This is a genomic window from Cohnella soli (assembly GCF_042655525.1).
GTDB classification, from domain to species: Bacteria; Bacillota; Bacilli; order Paenibacillales; family Paenibacillaceae; genus Cohnella; species Cohnella soli.
Genome location: NZ_JBHSMI010000025.1, coordinates 215,323 through 242,270, shown reverse-complemented (window position 1 = coordinate 242,270; position 26,948 = coordinate 215,323). Strand labels below are relative to the sequence as shown.

General features: G+C 53.1%; 30 protein-coding genes. 26 read left to right on the top strand and 4 right to left on the bottom strand.

Annotated elements, in window-relative coordinates; genetic code table 11:
* Positions 1 to 27: 27 nt before the first annotated feature.
* The 13 genes from ACFPOF_RS14065 to ACFPOF_RS14005 all read left to right on the top strand — a co-directional run bounded on the left by ACFPOF_RS14065 (position 28) and on the right by ACFPOF_RS14005 (position 12,018).
* The gene (locus ACFPOF_RS14065) at positions 28 to 813 is read left to right on the top strand and encodes a segregation and condensation protein A (RefSeq protein ID WP_378134408.1); all 786 of its coding nucleotides are present in this window, start codon (positions 28 to 30) and stop codon (positions 811 to 813) included.
* Entirely contained in the window at positions 782 to 1,399 is a 618-nt protein-coding gene (gene scpB / locus ACFPOF_RS14060) for an SMC-Scp complex subunit ScpB (RefSeq protein ID WP_378133625.1), read from the top strand. Before ACFPOF_RS14065 ends, scpB begins: the two co-directional genes overlap by 32 nt.
* A gap of 46 nt (positions 1,400 to 1,445) precedes the next feature.
* Positions 1,446 to 2,135, top strand: coding sequence for a DUF2953 domain-containing protein (locus ACFPOF_RS14055; protein WP_378133622.1), 690 nt, complete (start codon positions 1,446 to 1,448; stop codon positions 2,133 to 2,135).
* A gap of 78 nt (positions 2,136 to 2,213) precedes the next feature.
* Entirely contained in the window at positions 2,214 to 2,693 is a 480-nt protein-coding gene (gene ytfJ, locus ACFPOF_RS14050; protein ID WP_378133620.1) for a GerW family sporulation protein, read from the top strand.
* A gap of 118 nt (positions 2,694 to 2,811) precedes the next feature.
* Positions 2,812 to 4,050, top strand: coding sequence for a D-alanyl-D-alanine carboxypeptidase family protein (locus tag ACFPOF_RS14045; protein WP_378133618.1), 1,239 nt, complete (start codon positions 2,812 to 2,814; stop codon positions 4,048 to 4,050).
* A gap of 3 nt (positions 4,051 to 4,053) precedes the next feature.
* Positions 4,054 to 4,692, top strand: a complete 639-nt coding sequence (locus tag ACFPOF_RS14040; RefSeq protein WP_378133616.1) for a nucleoside recognition domain-containing protein — start codon at positions 4,054 to 4,056, stop codon at positions 4,690 to 4,692.
* Positions 4,693 to 4,697: 5 nt separating this feature from the next.
* Positions 4,698 to 5,237 carry a spore maturation protein gene (locus ACFPOF_RS14035; RefSeq protein ID WP_378133614.1) on the top strand — a complete coding sequence of 180 codons (540 nt, stop codon included), beginning with the start codon at positions 4,698 to 4,700 and terminating at the stop codon, positions 5,235 to 5,237.
* A 21-nt stretch (positions 5,238 to 5,258) separates the two neighbouring features.
* Positions 5,259 to 5,993 carry a pseudouridine synthase gene (locus tag ACFPOF_RS14030; protein ID WP_378133612.1) on the top strand — a complete coding sequence of 245 codons (735 nt, stop codon included), beginning with the start codon at positions 5,259 to 5,261 and terminating at the stop codon, positions 5,991 to 5,993.
* A 305-nt stretch (positions 5,994 to 6,298) separates the two neighbouring features.
* On the top strand, positions 6,299 to 6,832 hold the full coding sequence (locus ACFPOF_RS14025) for a redoxin domain-containing protein (protein WP_378133610.1): 534 nt from the start codon (positions 6,299 to 6,301) through the stop codon (positions 6,830 to 6,832).
* Between the two features lie 21 nt (positions 6,833 to 6,853).
* Positions 6,854 to 8,566 (top strand): cytochrome c biogenesis protein ResB, encoded by a 1,713-nt coding sequence (gene resB, locus ACFPOF_RS14020; RefSeq protein WP_378134407.1) that lies wholly within the window; start codon positions 6,854 to 6,856, stop codon positions 8,564 to 8,566.
* Positions 8,563 to 9,822 (top strand): cytochrome c biogenesis protein CcsA, encoded by a 1,260-nt coding sequence (gene ccsA, locus ACFPOF_RS14015; protein WP_378133608.1) that lies wholly within the window; start codon positions 8,563 to 8,565, stop codon positions 9,820 to 9,822. The genes resB and ccsA overlap by 4 nt, the downstream gene beginning before the upstream one ends.
* A gap of 24 nt (positions 9,823 to 9,846) precedes the next feature.
* Positions 9,847 to 10,560: a response regulator transcription factor gene (locus ACFPOF_RS14010; protein WP_378133606.1), complete on the top strand. Its 714-nt coding sequence runs from the start codon at positions 9,847 to 9,849 to the stop codon at positions 10,558 to 10,560.
* Between the two features lie 3 nt (positions 10,561 to 10,563).
* Entirely contained in the window at positions 10,564 to 12,018 is a 1,455-nt protein-coding gene (locus tag ACFPOF_RS14005; protein WP_378133604.1) for a HAMP domain-containing sensor histidine kinase, read from the top strand.
* A 556-nt stretch (positions 12,019 to 12,574) separates the two neighbouring features.
* On the opposite strand, the gene ACFPOF_RS14000 is transcribed toward ACFPOF_RS14005, so the two are convergent.
* Positions 12,575 to 13,453: a LysR family transcriptional regulator gene (locus ACFPOF_RS14000; protein WP_378133602.1), complete on the bottom strand. Its 879-nt coding sequence runs from the start codon at positions 13,451 to 13,453 to the stop codon at positions 12,575 to 12,577.
* A 123-nt stretch (positions 13,454 to 13,576) separates the two neighbouring features.
* Here ACFPOF_RS14000 and dapA point away from each other — a divergent pair, with 123 nt between their 5' ends.
* Positions 13,577 to 14,452 (top strand): 4-hydroxy-tetrahydrodipicolinate synthase, encoded by an 876-nt coding sequence (gene dapA / locus ACFPOF_RS13995; RefSeq protein ID WP_378133600.1) that lies wholly within the window; start codon positions 13,577 to 13,579, stop codon positions 14,450 to 14,452.
* A gap of 93 nt (positions 14,453 to 14,545) precedes the next feature.
* Here dapA and serA read toward each other — a convergent pair whose 3' ends face one another.
* Both serA and ACFPOF_RS13985 read right to left on the bottom strand, forming a co-directional pair.
* Positions 14,546 to 16,138 (bottom strand): phosphoglycerate dehydrogenase, encoded by a 1,593-nt coding sequence (gene serA / locus ACFPOF_RS13990; RefSeq protein WP_378133598.1) that lies wholly within the window; start codon positions 16,136 to 16,138, stop codon positions 14,546 to 14,548.
* Between the two features lie 228 nt (positions 16,139 to 16,366).
* Positions 16,367 to 17,290 (bottom strand): hypothetical protein, encoded by a 924-nt coding sequence (locus ACFPOF_RS13985; RefSeq protein ID WP_378133596.1) that lies wholly within the window; start codon positions 17,288 to 17,290, stop codon positions 16,367 to 16,369.
* 112 nt (positions 17,291 to 17,402) lie between these two features.
* On the opposite strand from ACFPOF_RS13985, the gene ACFPOF_RS13980 reads away from it, so the two are divergent.
* Positions 17,403 to 17,999 carry a CPBP family glutamic-type intramembrane protease gene (locus tag ACFPOF_RS13980; protein WP_378133594.1) on the top strand — a complete coding sequence of 199 codons (597 nt, stop codon included), beginning with the start codon at positions 17,403 to 17,405 and terminating at the stop codon, positions 17,997 to 17,999.
* Positions 17,996 to 18,301 carry a hypothetical protein gene (locus tag ACFPOF_RS13975; protein ID WP_378133592.1) on the top strand — a complete coding sequence of 102 codons (306 nt, stop codon included), beginning with the start codon at positions 17,996 to 17,998 and terminating at the stop codon, positions 18,299 to 18,301. The genes ACFPOF_RS13980 and ACFPOF_RS13975 overlap by 4 nt, the downstream gene beginning before the upstream one ends.
* Here the strand turns inward: ACFPOF_RS13975 and ACFPOF_RS13970 are convergent.
* A complete protein-coding gene (locus ACFPOF_RS13970) occupies positions 18,295 to 19,182 on the bottom strand; it encodes a polysaccharide deacetylase family protein (protein ID WP_378133590.1) in 888 nt (295 codons plus the stop codon). The genes ACFPOF_RS13975 and ACFPOF_RS13970 overlap by 7 nt on opposite strands.
* A gap of 181 nt (positions 19,183 to 19,363) precedes the next feature.
* Here ACFPOF_RS13970 and ACFPOF_RS13965 point away from each other — a divergent pair, with 181 nt between their 5' ends.
* From ACFPOF_RS13965 to rpsA, 10 genes are all read left to right on the top strand, one after another.
* Positions 19,364 to 19,630: a hypothetical protein gene (locus ACFPOF_RS13965; protein ID WP_378133588.1), complete on the top strand. Its 267-nt coding sequence runs from the start codon at positions 19,364 to 19,366 to the stop codon at positions 19,628 to 19,630.
* 182 nt (positions 19,631 to 19,812) lie between these two features.
* Positions 19,813 to 20,412, top strand: a complete 600-nt coding sequence (locus ACFPOF_RS13960) for a genetic competence negative regulator (protein WP_378133586.1) — start codon at positions 19,813 to 19,815, stop codon at positions 20,410 to 20,412.
* 135 nt (positions 20,413 to 20,547) lie between these two features.
* The gene (prsW, locus tag ACFPOF_RS13955) at positions 20,548 to 21,243 is read left to right on the top strand and encodes a glutamic-type intramembrane protease PrsW (protein ID WP_378133584.1); all 696 of its coding nucleotides are present in this window, start codon (positions 20,548 to 20,550) and stop codon (positions 21,241 to 21,243) included.
* Between the two features lie 50 nt (positions 21,244 to 21,293).
* A complete protein-coding gene (locus tag ACFPOF_RS13950; RefSeq protein ID WP_378133582.1) occupies positions 21,294 to 21,452 on the top strand; it encodes a hypothetical protein in 159 nt (52 codons plus the stop codon).
* Between the two features lie 115 nt (positions 21,453 to 21,567).
* Positions 21,568 to 22,923 (top strand): germination protein YpeB, encoded by a 1,356-nt coding sequence (gene ypeB / locus ACFPOF_RS13945; protein WP_378133580.1) that lies wholly within the window; start codon positions 21,568 to 21,570, stop codon positions 22,921 to 22,923.
* Between the two features lie 142 nt (positions 22,924 to 23,065).
* On the top strand, positions 23,066 to 23,710 hold the full coding sequence (locus ACFPOF_RS13940; protein WP_378133578.1) for a flagellar brake protein: 645 nt from the start codon (positions 23,066 to 23,068) through the stop codon (positions 23,708 to 23,710).
* A 98-nt stretch (positions 23,711 to 23,808) separates the two neighbouring features.
* Positions 23,809 to 24,042, top strand: a complete 234-nt coding sequence (locus ACFPOF_RS13935; protein WP_378133576.1) for a hypothetical protein — start codon at positions 23,809 to 23,811, stop codon at positions 24,040 to 24,042.
* Between the two features lie 145 nt (positions 24,043 to 24,187).
* Positions 24,188 to 24,892, top strand: coding sequence for a (d)CMP kinase (cmk, locus tag ACFPOF_RS13930; RefSeq protein WP_378133574.1), 705 nt, complete (start codon positions 24,188 to 24,190; stop codon positions 24,890 to 24,892).
* A 3-nt stretch (positions 24,893 to 24,895) separates the two neighbouring features.
* Entirely contained in the window at positions 24,896 to 25,483 is a 588-nt protein-coding gene (locus tag ACFPOF_RS13925) for a lysophospholipid acyltransferase family protein (RefSeq protein ID WP_378133572.1), read from the top strand.
* A 121-nt stretch (positions 25,484 to 25,604) separates the two neighbouring features.
* The gene (gene rpsA / locus ACFPOF_RS13920; protein WP_378133570.1) at positions 25,605 to 26,840 is read left to right on the top strand and encodes a 30S ribosomal protein S1; all 1,236 of its coding nucleotides are present in this window, start codon (positions 25,605 to 25,607) and stop codon (positions 26,838 to 26,840) included.
* The last annotated feature ends 108 nt before the right edge of the window (positions 26,841 to 26,948 follow it).

The following is a 26,948-nucleotide window of genomic DNA, read 5'->3' as shown; positions in this document are numbered from 1 at the left end:
GCAAGGGGAGAAGTTCGATTGGCGACGATGTCGTACAAGCTGGAGACGTTCGAAGGGCCGCTTGATTTGCTGCTGCATTTGATCGATAAAGCGGAGATCGATATTCAAGACATCTCGATCAACGAGATTACCGAACAGTATATGGAATATCTCGCGGCGATGCAGGAACTTGAACTCGACATTACGAGCGAGTTTCTGGTTATGGCCGCGACGCTGCTGTCGATCAAGAGCCGCGGCCTTTTGCCGAAGCCTCCGGTCACCGACGAGCCTTGGCTGACAGTCGACGAGGAAGACGACCTCGATCCGCGCGAAGAGTTGATCCGCAAACTGATCGAGTACAGGAAGTTCAAGTCGGTCGCCGGTCAACTTCGGGAAAAAGAATGGGATCGCAGCCAGGTGTACACGAGAGAGCCGACGGATTTAACGCCTTTCGAGAAGAAGCCTGACGTTAATCCGGTCGAAGGCTTACACGTTGACGACTTGGTGAACGCCTTTCGGAAAGCGATGAGACGTCTTGCCGGACGCAACCGCGTTTCGTCGATCCGCAAGGATGAAATCTCGGTAAAAGACCGGATACGCGACATCGTCGATACGTTAAAGAGCCGTTCGAACGAGGGCAGATTATTATTTTCCCAGTTGCTGGGCGACGGGGACGAACGGGAGGAAATCGTCGTTACTTTCCTCGCCATCCTCGAATTGATGAAGCGCAGGTGGGTGTCCTGCCATCAGAGCGCTTTGTTCGACGAGATCGTGTTGACGTGGACGGGGAGAGAGGATAGCGATGGATTACTCGACATTGAAATCAGTACTTGAAGGTTTGTTGTTCGTATCCGGAGACGAGGGAATCAGCGCCAAGACGGCTGCGGAAGTCGTCGAGACGGACGTGGACGTCGTCAAAGACGTGCTGAAAGATTTGCAGAAGGAGCTCTCGAAGAAAAACCGCGGCATACGGTTAACGGAAGTTGCGGGAGGGTATCGGCTGACAACGGTCACCGAGCACGCTCCGTACTTCGAGAAGCTGGCTTATTCACCGACGCGTTCGGCGCTTTCGCAGGCTGCGCTTGAGACTCTTGCGATTATCGCTTACCGGCAGCCGATTACTCGGATAGAGATCGAGGAGATTCGCGGGGTTAAGGCGGAGCGCCCGCTGCATAATTTGGTGAATAAAGATTTGATCGAGGAGAAAGGGCGCGCAGACGCGCTAGGACGACCGATTCTGTATGGTACGACCAAGGCGTTCCTCGATTACTTTGGTTTAGCTTCAATCCAGAGCTTGCCCGAGCCGTCGGCATTTGATGATGACGATGAGCTGGAGGAGCGGACGAAGCTGCTCTTTGACCGCATCGAAGGCCGTCAACTTTCGATGGAGGATCTCGACAAACAATTGGATACGGAATGAACATTTGCCAGAAGGCCATACTACCCCTAGAAAGGCGGGGGAAAGTATGGCCTTCTGGCTTTTGTTCGCATGCGCTGTCGTCATCGCCCTTATCGCCATAGCGTGCGTCTCCCGCATTCGCGTTCGCGTTCGTTATTCCCGCATCGGTGAGCTCGATCAGTTAGTCGTCATCGTTCAGGCATTATATGGCATCGTCTCCCGTCAAGTCGTCGTTCCGACGTTAAAGCTGGAGAAAAGAGGGATCGTATATGCCGAGAAGCCGAAGGGGGAAATCGCAGGATCGCAGGGTCAACAAAGCGCAAAAAAACGGATGTTCGGCATCGGCACGTTGAAGCGGAACCGTAAAGCGCTAAAGACGATCATGCGTTCCACGACTCGCTTCAAGCGCTGGGCCAAATACGCGCTGAAGAAAATCGAGTGCACCCGCTGGCGGCTAGACTTTCGAGTCGGCACCGGAGACGCGGTTTCTACGGCGATCGTCGTCGGTTTGCTTTGGGCGGTCTCGGGCTGTGCAACCGGTGCGGCAAGCCATTTCCTTCGGCTAAAGACGGTTCCCCACGGCGAAGTTGTCCCGAACTATTCGACGAAGGAATTCGCTGTCGTCTGGGAAGCCGACTTCGCCATTCGGATGGGTTCGGCGTTTGCGGCGGTCATGAAGCTGGGATTTCGGACAATCCGAATCGGCAAAGCGATTAGGGCATGGCGAACGTGGATGGCTCCACCGGAGCAAGTATGAGGCGTGCGTAAGGCGGAGTGGAACGAATAAACACGTGGCTCATTCGGGAATATTAGGTACACGAAAGGAGGAGTATACATGTCACAGCATCCGATTAACGGCCTAATGCAAACCGCCATGGAAAACATTAAAGACATGGTGGACGTCAATACGATCGTCGGCGAACCGGTTCAGACACCGGACGGCAGCGTCATTCTTCCGATCAGTAAAGTCGGCTTCGGCTTTGCGGCTGGTGGGAGCGAGTATTCCCCTATGGAAGACGGCAATTCTGGCTCCGGACAAAAGTCGGGGCAAGACGCGCATAACGCTTCTGTCTCCCTTCCGTTCGGAGGAGGCAGCGGCGGCGGCGTTTCGATTACACCGATCGCATTCCTTGTCGTCGGCTTGCAGGGCGTAAAAGTTGTGCCGCTCGACAATCAAACCCATCTGTTAGAGCGTTTGATAGACGCTGCTCCAGGTTGGGTCGACAAGCTGAAAGGCGCGTTTCAGCGCCCTCAGGAAGCCGAAACCGAAATTTCGATCAAAACCGTGCCGTCCGACTCCAATACGATCATGTAACGATCGCTCCGTCACGGCCGCGCCAGGCACTTGCCTGCGCGGCCGTTTCACGTTTACATACTTTCGAGCGCATAGACATAAAATGGTACAAGTATTTCTCCGAGGAGGAAAATCGCGCATGTTGAGACTAGCAAAACCTTTCCGCGCCCGCGCGAGATGGACAAGCGCGACCGCTTGCATTTTCATGCTGCTGTTCGTATTCCCAGTACTAGGCGGGCGCGCTCAAGCGCAAACCGGTGGCGGTGCCACGTCTTCGCTTCCGCCTGCCCCGAGTAATTCCGCCCGGTCCGCGGCGCTTGCTGATGTGACCTCTGGTCGAATCTTATTCGATGAGCGGGGCGACGAGCGGATGAAAATTGCCAGCCTGACGAAGATCATGACTGCCATTGTCGCTATCGAGCATGGAAATCTGGACGGAACGTTGACAGTCAGCGAGAAGGCTTCGAAGATGGAAGGCTCTTCGATTTATTTGCAAGCCGGAGAACGGATGACGCTTCGTAACGCCCTGTACGGGCTCATGCTTCGATCCGGCAACGATGCGGCGACGGCGATTGCAGAGTATGTGGGAGGCTCGGTTGAAGGATTTGTTTTTCTGATGAACAAAAAAGCGGAAGAAATCGGACTGTCGAACAGCCATTTCATGAATCCGAGCGGTTTGGACGAGCTAGGTCACTATTCGTCCGCGAACGATTTGGCCAAGCTGACGGTGTATGCCCTTCGTAATCCGACGTTTAAGGAGATTGTGGCGACGAAAGTGAAAAAAGCGCCGAACCCGAACGATAAATGGGAATACGAATGGGTGAACAAAAACAAGATGCTGGGAATGTACGACGGCGCCGACGGCGTCAAAACCGGATATACGAAGCAGGCGCTTCGCACGCTCGTCAGCTCGGCGACAAGGAACGGTCAGCAACTCGTCGCCGTGACGCTGAACGACAGAGACGACTGGATCGACCATCGTCGATTGCTCGATTACGGTTTCGACAATTTCTCGTTGCAGACGGTAGCCGAAGCCGGACAGCCGATAAACGGTTATCCGTACAAAGCGGCAGGCAAGTTTGTATATCCGTTCGCGAAAGGCGAGAAGGAAAGGCTCGAAGTGCGGATGGCGTTGCTGATCGAAGGAACAGCGGACTTCAAGCTTGGTTATCGCGGTCAAATTCGTTTTGTTCTTGACGGTCGGAAAATCGGCTCCGTGCCGCTAGTGGAAGCTTCTCCGGAGGCGGGAAACGGAGGCACAGCCGATAAAGTCAAGGCAACGTCCGGGAAGGTTCAGGGCGAAATCACCTCCAACCGTTCTTTTTCGTCGTCTGTCCGCACAGTCCTGAGAGCGTTATTCATGCAAAAGGGGGAATAGCGGATGGTCAACTGGATATGGCTAGGAATGATCGTCTTCAGCGTCCTGTTCGGAGCCGCGAACGGCAAGATGGAGAAAGTCGCCGAAGCGGCGTTCGGCGGGGCACAGACGGGGGTGACCGTCTGCCTTGGCTTGATCAGCGTTCTCGTCTTCTGGATGGGGCTTATGCGCATCGCCGAAGTGGCAGGCCTCGTGAACAAGCTGTCCAAGCTGCTTGCCCCCGTTGTACGACGGCTTTTCCCTGACGTGCCGCGCGAGCATCCGGCGATGGGGTATATTCTATCTAATATGAGCGCCAATTTGCTTGGACTCGGAAACGCCGCGACGCCGATGGGCATCAAAGCGATGCAGGAGCTTCAGAAACTCAATCCTGATAAGACTGTAGCGACACCCGCGATGTGTACGTTGCTCGCACTCAATACGGCGAGCATTACGATTGTGCCTACGACGATTATCGCGATCCGTATGAACTTCGGATCGCTTCATCCGGCCGATATCGTCGCGCCGACGCTGCTCGCAACGGCGATATCGACTGGGGCCGCCATTTTGGCCGATCGGTGGTACAGAAGGAAAGATCGCAAGCCGCCGAGGACGGTCAGCCCGACCTATACGCCTACTCCTCCGGCAACCAAAGGAGGCTGACGCCGATGGTTGCAATGATCCAACTGCTCTCAACATGGACTATTCCGGTGCTTATCGCATTCATTCCCCTATATGCATCCCTCCGGAAAGTTCCCGTATATGAGACGTTCGTGGACGGCGCCAAAGACGGTTTTCAAACGGCTATCGGAATTATCCCTCATCTCGTCGGCATGATGACGGCGATCAGTATGTTTCGCGCCTCCGGGGCGATGGACGCGATGATTGGCCTGATCCGGCCGGCGCTTGAAGCGATCGGAGTTCCTGGAGACGTGCTGCCGCTTGCGCTGCTTCGGCCGATAACGGGAGCGGGCTCGCTTGCCTTCGTCACGGACTTGATCAAAGAGCAGGGCCCCGATTCCTTCGTCGCCCGCGTGGCTTCGACAATCCAAGGCAGCACCGATACGACGCTATATGTGCTGACCGTTTATTTCGGTGCGATTGGCATACGCAATTCGCGTTATGCGCTAAAAGTCGGGCTTTTCTCCGATATCGTCGGTTTTTTTGCCGCGGTCGCCGCTTGCTGGTTGTTGTTTGGATTGGTATGATGGGTGTTGAGGTGAAACACCGTGGAAGAAAGACTGCAGAAGGTGCTTGCGAACGCAGGCGTCGCTTCCCGTCGCAAGTGCGAAGAATTGATTGCATCGGGCAAAGTGACGGTTAACGGGGAAGTCGTGACGGAGCTCGGGCGCAAAGCCGACCCGGACACCGATGTCATCGCCGTGGCGGGCAAGCCGATTAAGAAAGAATCGAAAATTTATATGATGTTCAATAAGCCGAAAGGCGTTATTACGAGCGTCACCGATCCGAAAGGGCGCAGCGTCGTCACGGATTACATCAAGGATGTAAAGGAACGGCTGTACCCGGTCGGTCGACTGGATTACGATTCCGAGGGATTATTGCTGCTTACGAACGATGGAGACTTGGCGCATAAGCTAACGCACCCCCGCCATCACGTGCCGAAGACGTATCATGCGACTGTCGAACGGGTGCCTCACGGCAACGCCCTCGAACGGCTGAAGAAAGGCATCAAGCTCGAGGATGGCATGACCGCGCCGGCGGAAGTCGAATATTACGACATCGATCCGGACGGCAAGTTTGCGACGATCTCCATTACGATTCATGAAGGTCGTAATCGGCAAGTGCGCCGGATGTTCGATGCGATCCACCATCCGGTAACCAGGCTGAAGCGTATATCGTTCGGCGGCTTGCATTTGAATAATTTGCAGCGCGGCAAACATCGTAAGCTAACGGCGGAGGAACTTGGCAAACTGCAAGCATTCGCCGTGGAGGTCGACGAATAGGGCGGGTCTCCAGACACGCCCTAATCCCATATTGCGTCACACAATGTTCAGAAACCGGAGGTCGGGGGTTTACCCCCACCCCCGGTATTTTCGTTATAATTAGAGCGGAAGTTCAAAAAGTCCGATTTTGATCACGAAGAGTTTCAGGAGGAGGTTTCGACGTCGAATCTTGAATTCAGTCGGGTCTTCCGGTTCTCACGTAGGTTTTCCTACGCTCCGATCCTCATTCCCGCCTTCATTCAACCTTCTCGGTGCTGAAAACCGAACTTTTTGTACCTTTAATCACAGGTGGTGGAAAAAACGCTATGGGACGACATCGTAAAACGGTGCAATACGTCATTCTCGTTATCGTGCTGATCGTTGGCGGCTATGCGGTCGGCAGTTCGCTATTTTCAAAGAGCGTCGTGCTGAAGAAAGGCGACAAGGCGCCTGAATTTCGGCTCGCGGGTCTCGACAATGCCGTACACGAACTGAAGGATTACGAGGGCAAGCCGCTGATCGTCAACTTCTGGGGCACTTTCTGTCCGCCATGCCGCAACGAGATGCCCGCTTTGCAGAAGCAATACGAGAAATGGAAAGGGCAAGGTCTTGAGCTCATAGGCATTAACCTGAGCGAGGACAAGCTGACGGTGGAAAGTTTTACTCGTCAGATCGGCGTGTCGTTCCCGATTTTGATCGACAAAGACAAGCAAACAGAACGGCGGTACGGTTTGAAGCAATACCCGACAACTTTCTTCATTACGCCTAAAGGTAAAATTCAAGAGGTCGTAATCGGCGGATTGCTGACGGAAGAGGAAATAGAGGCGCGCGTCGATCGACTGATGAAGTCGGACTCGTAGCGCCAAGGAGGATAAATGGCTTTGTTTCAGAACACCAAGTGCGAATGCGGACATCAGAACCCCGTCGGCACGGTTCTGTGCGAATCATGCGGCAAACCGCTAGACGAGAAATTGCTTGCGGACGAGGATGCGCTGCTGGAAATGAGATATGACGGGGTAGCTCGGCGATCGCAGAAGGCGAACCCTCATATTGTGGACAAAGTATGGAATTTTTTTTCTTCCGTTAAAATCGCGGTGTATTTGATCGTGATTACGCTTCTTGGAGCCGCTATTGGAACGGTGTTCCAGCAAGAGAGCACGCTCATCAACTTGACGGAAAACTCCGAATATGCTGCGTTCTACAAAGAAAAATACGGTACGCTCGGCGTAATTTATCACGCGCTCGGCTTATCTCATACATACGAGTCGTGGTGGTTCATTATGCTGCTTGTCATGATCGGCACATCACTTGTCGTATGTAGTCTCGACAGGGTACTTCCGCTTTATCGAGCGCTGTCCAAGCAGCAAATACGCAAACATCTGCAGTTCATCAAGCGTCAACAAGTGACGTATTCCGGCATCGTGTCAAATGACCCGGAAGCATGGCTGGACGATATGGGTAAGCAACTGAAACGCAAGCATTACCGCGTGTACCGGGAAAATGGGGCGCTTCTCGCAGAGAAGAACAGATTTAGCCGCTGGGGCCCTTATATTAACCATATCGGCTTAATTATTTTCTTACTCGCTGTTCTCGGACGGGGTATACCTTCCTGGCACATGGATCAATATTTGTCCTTGTACGAAGGGGAGACGAGACAAATCTCCGGCACGAACTATTATTTAAAAAGCGTTGATTTCACTGCCGAATACTACAAGGACGAAGAGCTCGCCAGCAATCAAAAAGGGACGCTCGTCGCGAAGAAGTACGAAACGAATGCTGTTCTGTACAAATGCACCGCCGATTGCGACGATCCAATCAAGGAGCCTGTCTTAACCGAAGTGAAGCAGCACGAGATCAGAGTCAACAGCGCGCTTTCTTACGACGGACTCAGCGTGTACCAGAACAGCTTTCAGCAGCGGGTCCGGCTCATATCCGTCCATCCTACGCTGACGAACCTAGACACGATGAAGCAGCTGGGTTCGTTTGATCTGCTGATGGACGACCCAGCCAGGGAGTATGCGGTCGGCAATTACAAATTGAAGCTGATCGACTTTTATCCGGACTTCGGCCTTGACGATCAGAATCGCCCGATGACGAAATCGCGCGACCCGAACAACCCCGCTTTCGTCTTCCGCATATTCGGGAACGACACGTCGGCGGAAGGCGAGGTATACATTTACTTCGCGATGCCGAGCGATAAGAGCAAGACGTACGGCAAGTTGTTTAACGATAGCTTTAAGCAGCGTGGGGACAGTTCGGGCAGATTCGCGATTACAGTGGAAAATCCGGTTGTCGATGGTAAAATGAACAATATCAAATATTCCGAATATATGACTTACTTAAATATTCGGATGGACAAGGCAATGCCGTACATCTGGGTCGGTGCGGCCATCTCCATGATCGGTCTGATTATGGGCTTTTACTGGCAGCACCGGCGCATCTGGCTGCGCATTGACGAAGAAGACAAGCTTACGCTCGGCGGGCACACGAACAAGAACAGTTTCGGCTTGCGCGCTGACGTCGCATGGGCGCTAGGGAAAACCGGCATCGAAGTTCAGCCGAAGGCGCTCGATAACAGGAGGAATGACCGTTGAATTGGACCACTTTCAGCAGTGACGCGTTTATGGTTGCTTTTTATGTGTACTGCGCGTCTTTTATCGGCTTCGCTATTGCGGTAGCGGGCAAACGCTGGAGCAACCGCAAACCGGAAGATCATACGAACCGGTGGGGCAAAATCGGATTCGGTCTGGCTGTTGCGGGTTGGGCCGCGCATTTGACGTTTTTCTTTACCCGCTGGTACGATAGCGGTCATATCCCGACGAGTAACATGTACGAGTTCATGACGTTCCTCGGCATGGCGATTATGTTCGCTTTTATCGTCGTTCATCTTATTTACCGCAATATGATTCTCGGAGCGTTCGCGCTCCCGCTCGTCATTATTCTTATTGCATACGCCTCTGTATTTCCTTCCGAAGCGCAGCCGCTTATCCCGGCGCTGAATAGCGTCTGGTTGAAGATTCACGTAACGACAGCGGCGACGGGAGAGGCATTTTTCGCAGTCGGCTTCGCGGCGGCGCTCATGCAGCTTATCCGCGTCGTTGATTTCACGCGAACAGATAAAGCGGGGAAAAGAGCGCGTTTCTGGACCGAGTTTTCCTTGTTCGTCATTATCGTGCTAATCGGCTTCCTCGTCGCCGTATTTACGTTCCGCGGAGCGGGCTACGAGGCGACATTCTCACAGGAGAAAGTGACGATCGCTGACGATGGAACGGCGTCGTCTACGTTTAAGGAAGTGAAGTACGGCTTGCCGCCGCTCGTGAAGCCTTATAACAGCGAGAAGGTCGAATTTCAGTCGTTCCTTGGCTTGACCGACGCGCCGCTCGAATCTCCGTCGTGGCTGAACGGCGCCAATGCGGGCCGCAAACTGAACACCGTTATTTGGTCCGTCATCTCAGGCGCTGTGCTGTACGGCATCCTTCGTTTGCTAGCGCGTAAGCAATTGGCAGCGGTCATCCATCCGCATCTGACGGACATCGATCCGGATGATCTGGAGGAAATCAGCTATCGTGCGATCGCGATCGGGTTTCCGATTTTTACGCTCGGCGCGCTTATTTTCGCGATGATCTGGGCGCAGATCGCTTGGTCCAGGTTCTGGGGCTGGGACCCGAAAGAAGTATGGGCGCTCGTTACGTTCTTGTTCTATAGCGCGTATTTGCACTTGCGGCTGTCCCGCGGATGGCAAGGTACGAAGTCTGCATGGTTGGCCGTCATTGGTTTCCTTGTCGTTATGTTTACGCTCGTTGGCGTTAATCTTGTCATCGCCGGTTTGCATTCGTACGCAGGCGTTTAATCTACTCGAAAGAGGTGTTTCGGCATGAACACGGGAAACCGAATATTGGTCGTGGACGATGAAGAACGGATTCGCCGATTGCTCAGAATGTATTTGGAGAAGGAAGGTTATGTCATCGAGGAAGCGGAAGACGGGGAGAGCGCCTTGCGCATGGCGCAGGAGGACGATTTCGACCTGATCGTGCTCGATTTGATGCTTCCGGGCATCGACGGCATCGAAGTCTGCAGCCGACTGCGACAGTACAAGGCGACACCGGTACTGATGCTGACGGCAAAAGGCGAAGAAGTCAATCGCGTTCAAGGGTTCGAAGTCGGCGCGGACGACTATGTCGTGAAGCCGTTCAGCCCGCGGGAAGTCATTTTCCGCATCAAGGCGATCCTTCGTCGCTCTTCCGCGACTGCGTTCCTGTCGAAAGAAATGAACACGAGCAATAATATTGTGTTCCCGTATCTTGTTATCGAGCACGATGCGCATCGCGTAACGGCCAGCGGTCATGAAGTGAATTTGACGCCGAAGGAATACGAATTGCTTCATTACTTAGCGAGCACGCCGGACAAGGTTTTCTCACGCGAGGAACTGCTGAAGGATGTATGGAATTACGACTTCTTCGGCGATTTGCGGACGGTAGATACTCATGTGAAGCGGCTGCGAGAGAAGCTGAACCGCGTATCGGCTGAGGCGGCTTCGATGATTACGACCGTATGGGGCGTCGGTTACAAGCTGGAGGCGGCGAAGTAAAGGATGGCCATCTGGAGATCGGTCGTCGGCAAAATGTGGCTGACGATCATAGGTTTGGTCGCGGTCGTCATTTCCACGCTCGGCATTTTCCTGCTGAAGTATATCGACGAGCAGACGTTCGCGGATCCGCTAAAAATTAAACATCTGTTCATTTTCACCGGGCTGATCGGTTTTCTGCTAACAACCTTCTTCGCTTTTTTCTTGCTGACGAAGATCACGCAACCGCTGCGGGAAATGAAGGATGCGGCTAACCGGGTTACGCAAGGCGATTATACGACACGGGTCGCGATCCGCTCGTCTGACGAAATCGGCGAGCTTGCGAATACGTTTAACCAAATGGCTTCGGAGCTGCATACGCTGATCCGCGACTTGCAGCACGAGCGGGATCACTTGAGCAGCGTTCTGCGGAGTATGACGGACTCGGTCATCTCGTTCAATACCGATGGCGAGGTCATTCTGACAAACCCGCAAGGTCAGCATTTGCTGGAGGAATGGGGAACCGTTGACTGGACTGACGGAGACAAGCCGGAGCGCGACGAAAGTGTGCCAGGCCCGCTCCGGGAGACGTTCCGGGAAGTGATCGACTGCGGCAAGGAATTAACCGTTAAGGTGCACGTACAAAGCGGCGTCTGGTCGGTTGTTATGACGCCTTTAGTATCGACGGATGAGATCAGGGGCGTCGTTGCCGTGCTTCGCGATGTGACGGAGGAGTTCCGCGTCGACAAGATGCGTAAAGATTTCGTCGCTAACGTCTCTCACGAGATTCGTACGCCGCTATCGATGGTGCAAGGCTACAGCGAAGCGCTGATGGACGACATCGCCGCGACGCCGGAAGAGCGCAAAGAGCTCGTTCAGGTCATTCATGACGAATCACTCAGAATGGGCCGCCTTGTTAAAGATTTGCTCGACCTTGCCCGCATGGAAGCTGGTTACTTGGACATGAATTTGCAACCACTCGATGTGAATGGATTGCTGTCCCGCGTATACCGCAAATTTTCGGCGATCGCGAAGGATAGACACATCGCATTCACTCGTACGCCGGAAAGCGCAGAGCTGCACCTTGACGCCGCCGACGGCGATCGGCTCGAGCAAGTATTGACGAACTTAATGGACAACGCATTGCGCCATACGCCCGACGGAGCGTCGATCGCTCTCGCTGCTAGGAGGATCGAAGATGGAGCCGGAGGCGTGCTTGAGCTGAAGGTCATCGACGAAGGACAAGGTATCCCCAGGGAAGACTTGCCGTACATCTTCGAACGTTTCTACAAGGCGGACAAGGCGCGCAAGAGAGAGACGTCGGGAGGCGGTACAGGGCTTGGGCTCGCCATCGTCAAAAATCTCATCGTCTCGCATGGCGGGGAAATCTCCGCTTCAAGCGCGCCTGGCGAAGGGACGACATTTACGATATTGTTGCCTGTCGCGGCGAATCGGAAGCTGAACGGCAAGGCAAGCAGATAAGGCATATTCGGCATAAAAGAATCCTCCGAATTCCCAAATTCGGCGAACTAGCGGTGTAAGAGGCGGCTAAATGCTCCGAATTCCCAAATTCGGCGAACTAGCGGTGTAAGAGGCGGCTAAATGCTCCGATTTCCGAGATTTTGCGAATTAGCGGTGCTTGTCGCCGCTAGATACCGGGAACTCTACGCCTTCGAGGCTCGTGCCACTAATGTCCCCTCAGATCACTAACAGTCGCAAATCCGCTGGACCCGTGCCACTAATGTTCCCCCAGTCCACTAACAATCTCAAATCCGCTGGACTCGCCACACTAATATCCCCTCAGACCACTAACAGTCGCAAAATCGCTGGACTCGCACCGCAAATGTTCCCTGAGACCATTAACAGTCGCAAATCCGCTGGACCCACCCCACTAATGTTCCCTCAGTCCACTAACAGTCGCAAAATCGCTGGACCCACCCCACTAATGTTCCCTCAGTCCACTAACAGTCGCAAATCCGCTGAACCGCCCTACTAATGTTCTCCTCTCAAACCGCTATCGGCCCCCACTTCTTTGCGACTAGAGCATATTTCTCTGCAACCGGGCCATAAAATCCGCTTGAGCATGAGAGATCCATTTCTTGGGATGCTTTACGAGTTGAAGATCCAGCCGGATCTCGGGGTGGGAGAACGGTAAAACCGCCAGATCCCCTCTGCGGATCTCGTCTTCGGCAGCCATTCGCGGCAGGAGTGCGATGCCGTCTCCGGACATGATACAGCGCTTGATCGCTTCCGGATTGCCGAGCTCCAAGCCGACGCGGTACATGATGCCGTTCGCCCGGAGCACTTTCTCCAACATGATGCGATAGTTGCAACTCTCTTCGCTCATGAACCATTCCACCCTCGCAAGATTCGGAAGTTCCACTGTATCCAGCGCCGTAAGTGTATGGGACGGATTTGCGATGAGCACCAGCGGCTCTTCGCGAATGACCAGCCATTTCAGCGCCGAGTCGGATGGATTTCTCGCCAGAATAAGCCCTAGATCGAATTCGCCTTCCTTGATTTTGTTCAAAATGGTCTCTTCACGGTCAGTCTGCAACCGAATCGCCAGATCCGGATAATCCCGACGCAGTTGCTGAATGTAAGAGGGGAGATAGTAGGAAGCGACAGAATCGATGGTGCCGATAGACAAAGTGCCCCCACCTTGAAGTGCTAATTTTTCTTTGGACTCTTGGTACAAATCGAGCATTTGCACCGTCATCCGCAACAATTCTTCGCCGGCCGATGTAAGTCGCAGCCCTCGCCCGAATCGCTCGAACAGCTCCACGTTGTAAATCTTCTCTAGCTTCTGAACTTGTGTTGTCACGCTGGATTGGGCATAGCCCAGCTTCTCCGCAGCACGAGTGAAGCTCTGTTGCAGCGCCACTTCCCGAAAGGTTTGCAGGTAAATCAATTCCATGTTCGATGCCGCCTCATCAATATTATTGATATTGCATATCACTTATTATAGATAACTACGATAGTAATTCCTATGCTACATTTACGTTACTAAAACAAACATTATTTGAGGAGGCGCTGACGCATGTTGAGAGAAGAAGATGTACGAGGAATTTTTGTGCCCGTAGTGACGCCGTTCTCGATGAATGGGGATCTGGATGAAGAGTCATATGACCGCTATTTGGAGAATTTGCTGACTCATGACATTCAGGGGCTAGTGATCAACGGAACGACGGGAGAAGCACCAACTGTCTTATGGGAGGAAGTTCACAATCTTGTGTGTCGGACGAAATCCGTCATCGCAAGAAAAGGGATATCTATTCCGATCGTCGTCGGTACTGGCACGAACGATACGCGCTCGACAGTTGAGCGAACCGTGCTAGCTAAAGAAATCGGAGCGGACGCCGCGCTCATCGTCGTGCCGTATTACAGCAGGCCATCGCAAGCAGGCATACTCGAGCACTACCGGCGCGCCGCGCAAACGGGATTGCCAATAATCGCGTATGAAGTTCCGTACCGTACGAGTGTGCGCATCAGTGCGGATACAGCCGAGGAAATCCTAGCGTTGGACGGGGTCATCGGAATGAAGGACAGTTCTGGAGGCACTGAACTGATCTCGGCTTTGAAGCAGCGAGGTGTCACTAAGCCGATTCTATGCGGAGAAGATGCGTATTTCCTCGGATGGTTGCGTCAGGGTGCCGCAGGGGGGATATTGGCAGCTGCTAATCTAAGAACGGAGATGTTCATCGAGACATATCGGCAATTCCGGGATGGAAATACGGCTCTGGCAACAAGCGCCTTCGATTCGCTAACCCAGCTCATCGATCATCTGTTTCGGGAATCCAACCCCGCCCCGCTCAAATGGCTGCTCTCGCATCAAGGCTTGTTGGATTCGGATACTCTTCGCCTGCCGCTGCTGCCCATATCCGAGGGTTTGCGCAATCAGCTCTCCGTCATTTGAATACAGCCTTAGAATGGATGCCCATAACGCTAATCGCAATTGAAAAGCCCACCTTCTTGAGAAGGTGGGCGACAAATGGATGGAGCTGTGAAATTAGTAAAGCTGAACTTCTTTGGCGTTGTGGAGGTCCGGCAACGCGGTGAGTTCTCCAAGAATTGGCTTGGTGACGCCTTTATCTACGCCGAGCACCATGATCGCGGCGCCGCCGACGATTTTGCGGCCGACTTGCATCGTTGCGATGTTGACATCGCGTGTGCCAAGCAGCGTGCCTACGCGGCCGATAATGCCTGGTTTGTCATCATGCGAGATAAGGAGGACATGCCCTTGCGGCTCGACGTCTACCGGGAACTTGTCAATCTGCGTAATGCGCGGACCGAAGCCGTTCAGCAGCGTACCGGCAACAAGACGCTCTTCTTTGTCCGTGCGCAGCGTGACGCTCACTTGGTTAGTGAAGCCTTTCGACGCATGCGATTTGACGATGACGACGTTAACGTCGCGGTTTTTGGCCAAGTGCATCGCGTTAACGACGTTAACTTGATCGGAACCGAGATGGTGAGCAAGCACGCCGGCGACGACATGACGATTCAATTGCTGCGTGTCCACGTCGGCCAATTCACCCGCGTACGTGACCGAAATTTCTTTGACCGGTCCTTCGGCGATTTGGGCGGCGAAGCTGCCCAATTTGCTGCCGAGCGAGAAATAAGGCTCAAGTTTAGCCAGCACATCGGCGGCAACAGGCGGCATGTTAACCGCGTTTTTGAACGGCTCGCCACGCAAGATATGAAGCAATTGTTCCGAAACGTCGATTGCGACGTTTTCTTGGGCCTCAATGGTCGAAGCGCCCAAGTGCGGCGTCACGATAATTTTAGGATGCGAGAGGAAAGGGTGGTCTGGTGCAGGCGGTTCTTCCTCGAACACGTCAAACGCAGCTCCTGCGACTTGTCCGGCGTTGATCGCTTCGACAAGCGCTTGCTCGTCGATAATACCGCCGCGTGCGCAGTTAACGATGCGAACGCCTTTTTTAATTTTTGCAAATTGTTCTTTACCGATCATATGGCGAGTTTCGGGCGTCAGTGGCGTATGCACGGTAATGAAGTCCGCTTCCGCGATAATATCTTCTACGGACGCTTTGCGAACGCCCATTTTTTCCGCACGTTCTTCAGTCAGGAATGGATCGTAACCAAGCACTTCCATACCGAATGCTTTGGCGCGGGCGCCGACTTCGCTGCCGATGCGGCCCATGCCGAGTACGCCGAGTACTTTGTTGCGGAGTTCTACGCCGACGAACGATTTGCGATCCCATTCGCCGCCGACCGTTTTCAGATAAGCTTGCGGAATGTGACGGGCAACGGCCATCATCATCGCGAACGTGTGCTCGCAAGTGGTGATCGTATTGCCATCCGGCGCATTAATGACAATAATGCCGCGTTTCGTCGCCGCATCGAGATCGATGTTGTCCACGCCAACGCCGGCACGGCCGATCACTTTAAGTTGTTTGCCGGCATTCATGATCCGCTCGGTGACGCGGGTTTGGCTGCGTACGAGAAGCGCGTCGTAATTGCCGATAATGGCGACCAACTCGTCCTCGCTTAAGCCCGTTTTCTTGTCAATGGAGATGTCGGATGCCTCGACGAGGAGCGAGATGCCCAAGTCGCTGATCGGATCCGATACCAATACTTTAAACATATGGAACCCTCCTTCGATATATAGAAAACACCCTCGACCGCCGCTCGCCGCATAAAGCGGAAAGACGGTGCATAGAGGGTGACTCCGCAAGGTCACTTCTTGTCGTACAGGTGTCGTACACGCCCGTTTCGCAATGCCTTTCCTATTTTATAGCAATGGAACGGTCAATTGCAATGGCGAAAGTGCGACAAAGTTGCCGAATTCTGAAAATGGACGGCTATCCCGCGACTATTTGTCCGAGAAAAACATCGGAAGCTGTGGCAGTTGTTCTTGATCGTAGAACCGAGCTTTCATGCTGACGAAGTCTCCGTTACGTACTGCTTCCGTGCTCGTCAAGAGCTCCGCTATCGAATTGAAGCTTTTGGCGTTACGTTTGCTTGCTTGTCCCGAAATAATGAACTGGTCGACGCGGGCGGTCAAGTCGCTAGGCAAATATTCGGTCAGCTCCGGCTGCTTGGCCATAAAGTCCGAAGCGATTTTCAGCTTGACGACGAGAGGGGACGATTTCCATTTGGCAAGTGCGACTGTCTCCTCGGCTGGGATCTCGCCAGGAATATTCATATCGATCGTCGCCGCCCATTTCAACATCGATCCGAAATATTGCTGCTGCGCGGAAAGCGAATGCGTGAGCGCTTGCTTGTAAAAGGCGTCGGCTTGAATTTTGTCTAGCATCATCTGGGCATTACCTTGGTTGGCTTTGCTCACGAGATTGTCGAAGCTGTCATGGAACAACTTTAAGCTTTTTAAATAGTTGGTTTGCGAGTCTTTTAACAGAGGCGAAGCCGGCGATACGGCGACTTTGCCGATCTGGTCGAATTTTTTCTGGGACAGCTTGACGAGTTCTTTCAGCGTTGATGCGCGGTCGGCCGTAGAATCGGCCAGCCATTTGTCCTGAGCGGTCAGCCATTCGTTTTGAAATTCACGATACGATAAAAATACGGTATGATAGAAAGAGACGAGATCTTGCTGCTGGTAAGCGAAAGGTCGGGTTTCCTGCGTAGAAGCCGGCTCTTCCGATGCAGTGGCGTATTTGGCTTCGACGCGATCCGTTCCGACTTTAACGCCGTAGAAAAACGCACCTACCGCAATAACGAGCATGAGGATGAAGGACAAGGAAAACATGAGATCGGATCGGTTCAGACGCTTTTCCATCGGGTGCTCCTTTGTACGGCTGGTTTATAGTGGGAAGAATGAAACGGCAAATCTTAGTATAAAAAAATTCAAGCCAAATGAACATACAAAAAAATGCAAATCGCGAGGTAACATGAGAAAATTCGACATTCGAAACATCAAAATTCGCAAAGTAAACGTAGAAGACCTCGACGATAGAATGCTGCTTGCAAACTTGTATTTGACACAAGGGCTTACTCTTATTATCGGTATCGCATGGCTTTTATTTCAGGGGAGAAATCCATTTGTTCTGTTCGAGCTACCGGAAGATTGGAGCTTTGCGATTTGGGGCGCGGGACTTGCCGCTCTTGTACTTGTCTTCGATCTGGCGATTTCCCGTTTCGTGCCGGAAGAGGCATCGGACGACGGCGGGATTAACGAGAAACTTTTTCGGAATCGTCCCGTATGGCATATCGCGGCCCTTTCTCTCATCGTGGCGGTCTGCGAGGAGACATTGTTCAGGGGGGCGATCCAACATGCACTCGGCCCGTACTGGACAAGCATTTTGTTCGCGGCTATTCACGTTCGTTATTTGCGTCACTGGGTGCCGACAGGGATGGTGTTTGGAATTAGTTACGGACTCGGTTGGATCATGATCCAGACGGGGACGATATTGGCGCCGATATTGGCGCATTTTCTGGTTGATTTGACGATGGGGTGCATCATCCGTTTTCGGAGGGAGCAGGAATGAACGAAGACAGCAATAAAGAGGGCGAAAACGCTTGGGACCGTTACGTCAAAGCGAAAAATGCGGCATTCGGTCGCCAAGCCGATTCCGAGACGGCAATGTCGATCGAAGAGCTGGAAGCAGCGATCGCGGAAACGGCAGCGAGCTCCGGCATTCCGGAAACTGGCATGCCGCCGCGATCGGGCGTTCATGAGCCGAACCGACTGCAATTGTCCAAGTGGTTCTATTTGATGCTTGTCGTGTTGTTTACGACGCTTGTCATCGGCTTATTCTGGTGGGGGCGACAGGAGTACGGCGATCATTGAGGCGCGATTGTCGTATCGATCGCATTCGGGTCTACGAACGAATAGCCTTTTGATTCCAGTTGGGTCAGCAAATCGTCAAGCGCTTTGTCCGTCCACGCCAGCTCGTGCATCAGTATGTTGCTCCCCGGATGGAGCTGCTCTAACACGTTGTCGATGACCGCCTGCGGTCTTTTCTCTTCCGGCGTCTTGGCCATGTTCCAGTCGAGGGACCCGTTGGACCAGGTCATGTACAGCAGCCCATTGGCTTTGGCGACTTTGCGCACTTCGTCGCCGCCGGAACCGAACGGCGGACGGAAAAACATTGGCTCATACCCAATCGTTTGTTCGACGATTGTTTGCACGTCCCCGATTTGTTTCTCGACTTTGGCCGCGGGCTCCTTTTTCAGATCGATGTGATCCCAGGAATGGTTACCGACGATTTGGCCGCGGTCTGCGATTTGTTTCAACAGTTCGGGATGGGCTTTGACGCGGTAGCCGTTCACGAAGAAAATCGCTTTGGCTTTATGTTTGTCGAGCGTATCCAGCAGCGGATTGAGCGTTTCCGGCGCTTTCGGACCGTCGTCGAATGTAAGCAAGACGATTTTGTTTGTCGTTTTTTCCTTGTCGATCGGGACAATGAAATAGTTTTTATTCATCTTGTACGTTTTAGCTGTCTCGGTCGGTTCGGATGTCGCCGACTCGGAAGGCTCTGCGGAAGAAGATGGGGTTGCAGTTTGAGCGCTTTCGGCAGGTGAAGATGGAGTCTGGGAAGCGTTAGCCTCTTGTGTGGCAGCGGTTGTCGACGGAGCCGACGGGCTTGCGTCTTTCTGCCCGCTGCTGCCGCAAGCCGCAAGCAGAAGCGTAAATGCCGCTGTAGTCGCGGCGAGCCAATGTCTGTTCATGTCAAGCTTCCCTTCTAGTTCTGAAGAATTTGGCGCCCGTTTCGCGGCGGCAGTCCGCACGATCGGGCTTTTCGATTGTATCACATTTCCTTTATCGTTCGACATCGAGCGGGTTTCCTTATTTTGATGGCGCATGACCTTCGGCGGCGCGGCAACAATAAAGGTACTAAGGAGGTGGCAAATGAAACTCGGGACTTTCATCATAGGTGGTTTGGCGGGGGCGGCGGTCGTCATGATGGTTAGACGGAACCGGATGATGTCTGCCGTAGCGGCAAACGTCGGCGGCCAGTTGAGACAGCGAATGAGCGATATGAAGGACGATGCCATCGAGAAGGCGCTTAATATGAAGTTCGCCAGCAGCTTTAAGCGAGCGGCATCCAAAGCGGAGCGCATGACAGAAGGCGTTATGCATGAAATGCACGATCAAAATACGGACCACCGGTTTTAGTCATTTTTCGTTGCAATCGAGACGGCGCCCGTCTTTCCCGAACAAGGGGGACAGGCGCCGTTTTTGTTTTCACTAGTGCATTTCGGGTTGAGAAATGATAACATAATCTAAAGCCAAAGTTTCATTCACGCATCATATCCATATTCATAAGCTGTTATCACCCACAGAAGGAGGATCCTGCCATGAGGATGGAACGTCTTAGTCAGGACAAAATTCGGATTTTCCTCACGTTCGACGATTTGACGGAACGCGGGATCCAGAAGGAAGATATGTGGCGGGAAATACCGAAAGTGCACGAGCTTTTCAGCGAAATGATGGATCAAGCCTATAACGAGCTCGGATTCGACGCTTCGGGGCCGCTCGCGGTCGAAGTGTTCGCAATGCCCGCGCAAGGAATGGTCGTTATCGTAACTCGCGGCAAGCTGGAACGTGACGCCGAAACCCACACGGAAGACGAAGAAGAAGTGTATGAATTGGAAGTGACGCTCGAACAGAGCGAAGCCATCATATATCGTTTCAGGGACATTGAAGACGCGATCGGCGCGGCGAAGACGCTAGTCGGCCGTCTGACGGAAGATGGAAAGATGTACCGATACCAGAACCAGTGGGTTCTCATCTTCGATCCTGCCGGCTTGGAGACTTCTGAATATCACGCCCTGATTGCCGTGCTCGCGGAGTACGGAGAAGCGACATCGATTACTCCCGCCGTGCTTGAGGAATACGGCAAGCTGATCATTGCGTCAGACGCTGTGAAGACGCTAGCCGAGCACTTCGCGGATTGACTTTGGCCTTTTGTTCGAAGCCATTAGCCCCTTTTGAGGGGCTTTTTCTTTTTTTACGTAATCACCACAAAAAGTTCCTTTCTACCGCGAGTCCGATTGCTGTTATAATAGGGAGACGAGGAGGGAGGGAACTTCATGCCGCTCGTATCGGTTCTCGCTGCGTCGATCGTCCCAGGCATCGCGCTGCTTGCTTATTTTTACTGGAAAGACCGTTATGACACCGAACCTGTGCCGATCGTGCTCCGGATGTTCCTGACCGGCATGCTCATCGTGCTCCCGATCATGATCGTCCAGCGCAGCTTGACGTTATGGCTCGGAGATTCGCCGTTTACGTTCGCTTTCGTCATCTCTGCGGGCGTAGAAGAATTTTTCAAATGGTTCGTGTTGTATCATATGATCTACAACCATACGGAATTCGATGAGCCTTACGACGGAATTGTTTATGCGGTCGCCGTGTCGCTCGGCTTCGCGACGCTTGAAAATGTGCTGTACGCGTTCATGCAGCCTGCCACGTTCGGCAACCTGATGATGCGCGCGCTGTTGCCTGTTTCAGGACATGCTTTGTTTGGCGTGTTTATGGGTTACTCATTAGGCAAGGCGAGGTTTTCTGTCGGGAAGAACATCAAATTGCATTTATGGCTCGCCTTGCTGCTCCCGATATTGTGGCACGGACTGTACGATTTCATTATGGTCACTGTCTCTTCAGCGTGGATCTGGCTTGTCGTTCCTTTTATGTTTATCTTATGGTTCTGGGGCATGCGGAAGGTGAACAGCGCCAACGCCGTCTCGCCGTTCAGGTTCCTCAAACGGGAGGAAGAGATTAAATCTTGACCGATCCGTCCATACTGGGTGTGGGAACATCCGGCAGAGGAGGGTGAGCGGTGTCCAACCGGTTAAAAATTACGATCAGGTGCAACCGCTGCAACGAGAAATTTGTCCTTAGGGGACGCAAGGAGCGCGGACGCGTAGATACGGGATTTAAGCAATGCATATGCAATAACTCAGAAGATTTCGACATCGAGGAAGAAGCGCTCGTCTGAGTAGGACGGGCGCTTTTGCATGTAAAGACGATCCTTGCGGATTCCCGCATAAAGACTTAACCTTTTTCCCACAATAACGGCAATACCGTAAGGGAATGAAAGGGGTCGGCCGTACATGTATGCACGTTTAAGTTCCATCATGTTCCCGATTGCCGCACTGCTGTTTGCAGGGGCGCTATTCTGGGGATACCAGGAGCATCAGGAGAAAAATGCGGTTTTGATCAAGGCGGAAAACCAGTATCAGCGCGCGTTCCACGATCTGAACAGTCATATGGGCAAGCTTCAGCAGCAACTCGGTCAGACGCTTGCCGTGTCGTCCGCGTCTCAAGGGATGCAGCGCAAGGGGCTGGTCAACATTTGGCGCCTGACGAGCCAAGCACAGAACGAAATCAATCAGTTGCCGCTTGCGATGTTGCCGTTTAATAAGGCCGACCAGTTCCTGGCGCGCCTATCTAGCTTCGCCTACAGAACGTCTGTAAGGGATTTGACGAAGAAGCCGCTTACGAATGACGAGATGAAAATGATGAAGTCGCTGTACACGACGGCGGGTTCCGTTAACGAGCAACTGAACAAGGTGCAGGAAGCCGTTATCTCCGACAGGCTCCGCTGGATGGATGTCGAAGTCGCGATGGCGAGCGCCAACGGACCTCACGACAACATGATCATCGACGGATTCAAATCTGTTGACAAGCAAATGGGCGAGTACCCGGAAACCGGATGGGGGCCGTCCGCCATGTCGACAGATCGTAAGCTGTCCACAGCCGGACTGGAAGGAAAAGATATGACCCCGGAAGAAGTGACACACAAGGCGCTTGACTTCCTCGGATCTCAATCGTCGGGCGCGGAAGTAAAAGTGTCCGAATCTGGCGGAAAAACCGACATGCCGGTTTATTCCCTGAGCGTAAAAGGCCACGGCGACGTTCACATCCAGATGGATTACACGCGCAAAGGCGGCCATCTTCTCTGGTTCATGAACCCGCGTCAGGTGAAGTCCCGAAAACTGAATTTCGACACGGCACGCAACAAAGGATCGCAATTTCTGTTGCGGCACGGTTACAAGGACATGACGCCTGTGACATACGACGAGTACGACCACGTCTCTGTGTTTACTTACGCACAGATGGTGGGCGGCGTTCGCAACTTCTCGGACAAAGTGACGGTCAGAGTTGCGCTCGATAACGGCGAAATCGTTGGCTTGCAAGCTTCGGATCACGTCTTTGCCAAGAAGCTTCTCGATCCCGGCAAACCGAAAGTGACGAAGCAACAAGCTCAGTCCGGGCTGAATCCAGATTTCAAAGTCGAGAATTACTCCCTGACGCTGATCGAGAACGATTTGAGAGAACCCGTTCTTTGCCACGAATTCGATGGCAAAATCGACAACCGCCGATATCGCATCTTTATGAGCGCCGAAACGGGCATGGAAGAGAGCATCGAGGAAATTCCCGATGCAGCCAAACCGATATACAAATAATCGGGAGACGCGCTCCGTCAGGCCGAAGATGGCCAAGCGGGGCGCGTTTTTTGCTTGGTTACTTAACGACCTTCGCCATGCTATAATGAGGCTAAGTTCCGGGCTTGTCCGGACGTCGGGCCAAATAGGTGGAGGGTTACGGGTGCTTCCGAAGATTAATCAGACGATGTACATACAGACGGCGTTAAACGGCGAGCCGCTTACGCTTCGTTCCAGAGTTGCGGATATGGATGGCGGAAACATTTTTATCGAGGTGCCCTTAAACGAGAATACTCGCGCTCTTTACCGTTCGCAGCTTGGGGAGCAGTTTCAGATTTATTTTTTCACGCAGGACGGCGTGAAGCACTTATTCTCTAGCGAAGTGACCGGGTTTCGTAAGGAGAAAGTCCATCTCGTCTCTATTCGCAAGCCGCAGCTCGAGGAGATTACGAAAGATCAGCGAAGGAGTTTCCTTCGCGTGGAAGCGAATTTGGAAATCGCGGTTAGAATCGGAGACAAGCTTCGTTTCGTCGCGGTAACCGAAGACGTGGGCGGCGGAGGCGTCTCGTTCATGTGTGAACGAAGATGGCCAATTGTTCAGAATGCGGTGCTTAGTTGTTGGCTATTATTAAATTATAAGAGCGGCGCGATCGCACACGCCAAGTTCGAAGGTGAAGTCGTTCGCGTGCTATCCGCAGAACCGGATAAACATCTCGTTATGATGAGGTTCAAGGATATCATCGACGGCGATCAGCAGAAGATTATCCGTTACTGCTTCGAGCGTCAACTAGACATGCGCAAAGATTAAGTTGGCGCCGCCTCTCGGCAAGCGTACGCGGTCGCTTAGCTGACCCGGCGTCTTGATAGACGCCGATGGCGTTTTTGCTTGAAAGGCGGCAAAGCATAATGGCTCCACAAAACATTTCAACTCGTCAGCAAGAAGATCGAGGTTACGACGATTATTCCTCCGCATTTCGCAAATGGTCCGGTCAGGTGGAGAAAATATTGGCGCGCGCTATTATCGCTCTCGTCGCGTTGCTCGTCGTCTCTCAATTGCTGCTGCAGTCCCCGGCGATTCGCAGGCACATAACGTCGGCGGATCGCGCCGAAGGTATCCCGTTCAGACAGTCGACGAGGTGAGCGATTTTTGTCTCCTTCGTCGACTTTTTTGCATCGCTGGTGGTGGTGTGGTATAATTTTCTCCGTAACTGCAGGCTCCGCCTGCCTTATTTTTTCTGATTCTATCTCAGTGTTCTCGTTTATTTAGGAGGCCAGTCGTTCCGTCATGAATGCAAAGCAACTTTCTCGAATCAACATCGCCATCGACGGTCCGGCGGGCGCCGGCAAGAGCACGGTCGCGCGGCTGGCCGCGAAGGCGCTTCACTATATTTATGTAGACACGGGCGCCATGTACCGAGCGGTAACGCTGAAAGCGCTCGAAGCGGGCATCGCCAGCGACGACGAATGGAATGTCGGTTTGTTCGCGCAGAAGCTGGATATTGTTCTGCTGCCGGGCGAAGACGGCCAGCGCGTTCTGGTTAACGGCGAAGACGTCACATCGCGTTTGCGCTCGCTTGAGATCAACCGCAACGTCTCTTACGTCGCTCGCTCTGAAGGCGTTCGTTCCAGAATGGCCGAACTTCAGCGGTTGATGGCACAGGACAAAGGCGTTGTCATGGATGGCAGGGATATCGGCACTCACGTGCTGCCCGGCGCCGAATTGAAAGTGTTTTTGACAGCTTCGCCAAGGGAACGCGCGCAACGCAGGTTTCTTGAGCTCGACCCGGCGTCCGGCATTTCTCTGGATCAACTGGAACGCGAGATCGAAGAGCGCGACAGACTGGATCGGGAGCGGGAAATCGCTCCGCTCGTTCAAGCAGCAGACGCGAACCTGCTCGATTCGACGGGGATGTCGATCGAACAAGTCGCCGAACAAATCGTTCGGTGGGCGGTTGCCGCGGCGAGCACCAATTCGGCGGAGGAGAAGTAAATTATGTTATATCGGATTGCAAGAGCCCTTCTCCGAGCCATTTACTTTTTATTGTATCGCCTGGAAGTGAGAGGGGTCGATCAGATCCCGCGCGAAGGCCCGGTTGTGTTGTGCAGCAATCATAAGAGCTTGCAAGATCCAATCACTTTGGGAGTTTATGTCCCCCGCAAAGTTCACTATATGGCCAAGGAAGAGCTGTTCAAGGTTCCTCTCTTTGGAAGGCTGATCAGGGCGCTCGGCGCATTCCCCGTCAAACGCGGAGGCGTCAGCAAAGAAGCGATCCGTACGGCCATTGCGCTGCTTCAAAGCGGCAAGGTGATGGGCATTTTCCCGGAAGGGACGCGCAACGAGACGGTCGGCATGGGCAAGCGCGGTGCAGTTACGATGGCAATGCGCGCTGAAGCGATCGTTGTACCGGTAGCACTTGTCGGCAACTATAAGCCGTTCCGCAAGATGATTGCGGTGTACGGCGCGCCGATCGATTTGAAACCGTTCGCGGAGCAAGGGACGACGGAAGGCATGGAGGCTGCGACGGAGTTGATTATGTCGCGCATCCGCGAAATGGTTCAAACCGGTCGTCCGGCATCTTGACGAATGCATGTTTTTAATGAGATGTTCTCATACTAAAGGCATTATTTGGATGATTATGATTTAAGCGCCGCCATGAAGCGGGTTTAAATAAAGTTGGGGTAGAACTGAGGAGGTAATTTTCATGTCTGAAGAAATCAACGTCCAGGAAACGGCTGCCGTAGAACCGGCTACGGAAACGGTGAGCCAGGATGCACTGGAAAATCTCGTGACCTTGAAAAAAGGCGACACCGTGAAAGGAACGGTAGTCAAAATCGAGGATAACCAAGCGTACATCAGCCTTGGATATAAATACGACGGCGTCATTCCGTTGCGCGAGCTTTCGTCCGTTAATTTGGACAATGCAGGCGATGCAGTGAAAATCGGCCAGGAAGTCGAAGCGAAAGTCGTCAGCATCAACGATGCCAAAGAATCGCTCGTCCTGTCCAAACGCCAAGTCGACAGCCCGCGTGCGTGGGACGATCTTCAAGCGAAGTTCGATGGCGGCGAAGCATTCGAAGTTACGATTACCGATGTCGTCAAAGGCGGCCTTGTCGCTGACGTCGGCGTTCGCGGATTTATTCCAGCTTCGATGGTTGAGCGTCATTTCGTTGAAGATTTCTCCGGTTACAAAGGCCGTACGCTGAAAGTCAAAGTGAAAGAAATCGACCGCGAGAACAACAAAGTTATCCTTTCCGCGAAAGACGTACTTGACGCGGAATATGAAGCGCAGAAGCAACAAATCATGAGCACGCTGCAACCGGGCCAAGTGCTCGAAGGCAAAGTTCAACGTTTGACTCCGTTTGGCGTATTCGTAGACATCGGTGGCATCGACGGCCTCGTGCACGTCTCTGAAATTGCCTGGTCTCACGTTGCGCATCCGGCTGATGCCGTGTCCGAAGGCCAGGAAGTTAAAGTTAAAGTGCTGAAGGTTGATCCTTCGCTCGGCAAAATCTCTCTCAGCATCAAAGCGGCTCAACCGGGTCCTTGGGAGAGCGCGACGGGCAAATTCAACATTGGCGACATCGTGACCGGCGTCGTGAAACGTCTCGTAAGCTTCGGCGCGTTCGTTGAAATCGCGCCAGGCGTCGAAGGCCTCGTGCACATTTCCCAAATCGCTCACCGTCACGTGGCGACTCCGTTCGAAGTGCTGAAGGAAGGTCAAGAAGTTCAAGCGAAAGTGCTTGACTTCAACCCTGCCGAGAAGCGTGTTTCGTTGTCCATCAAGGAGACGGAAGAAGCGCCTGCGCGTCCTGAGCGCGAACACCGCGAACCTCGTGCACCGCGCGAGCGTCGCGAAGAGGCAAACCTGCCTCCTGTCGAGAACATGAGCTTTAATCTCGGCGAGCGCTTCGGCGACAAACTGAGCAAATTCAAATAAGCCATAACGGCTGCCATCGAATCGACCTCCTTAAGGGGGTCGATTTTTTGATGTTCTTAAACGCCCTTGCAAGAAGAGACGTGTTTCTCTCTTTATGGCGCATACTAC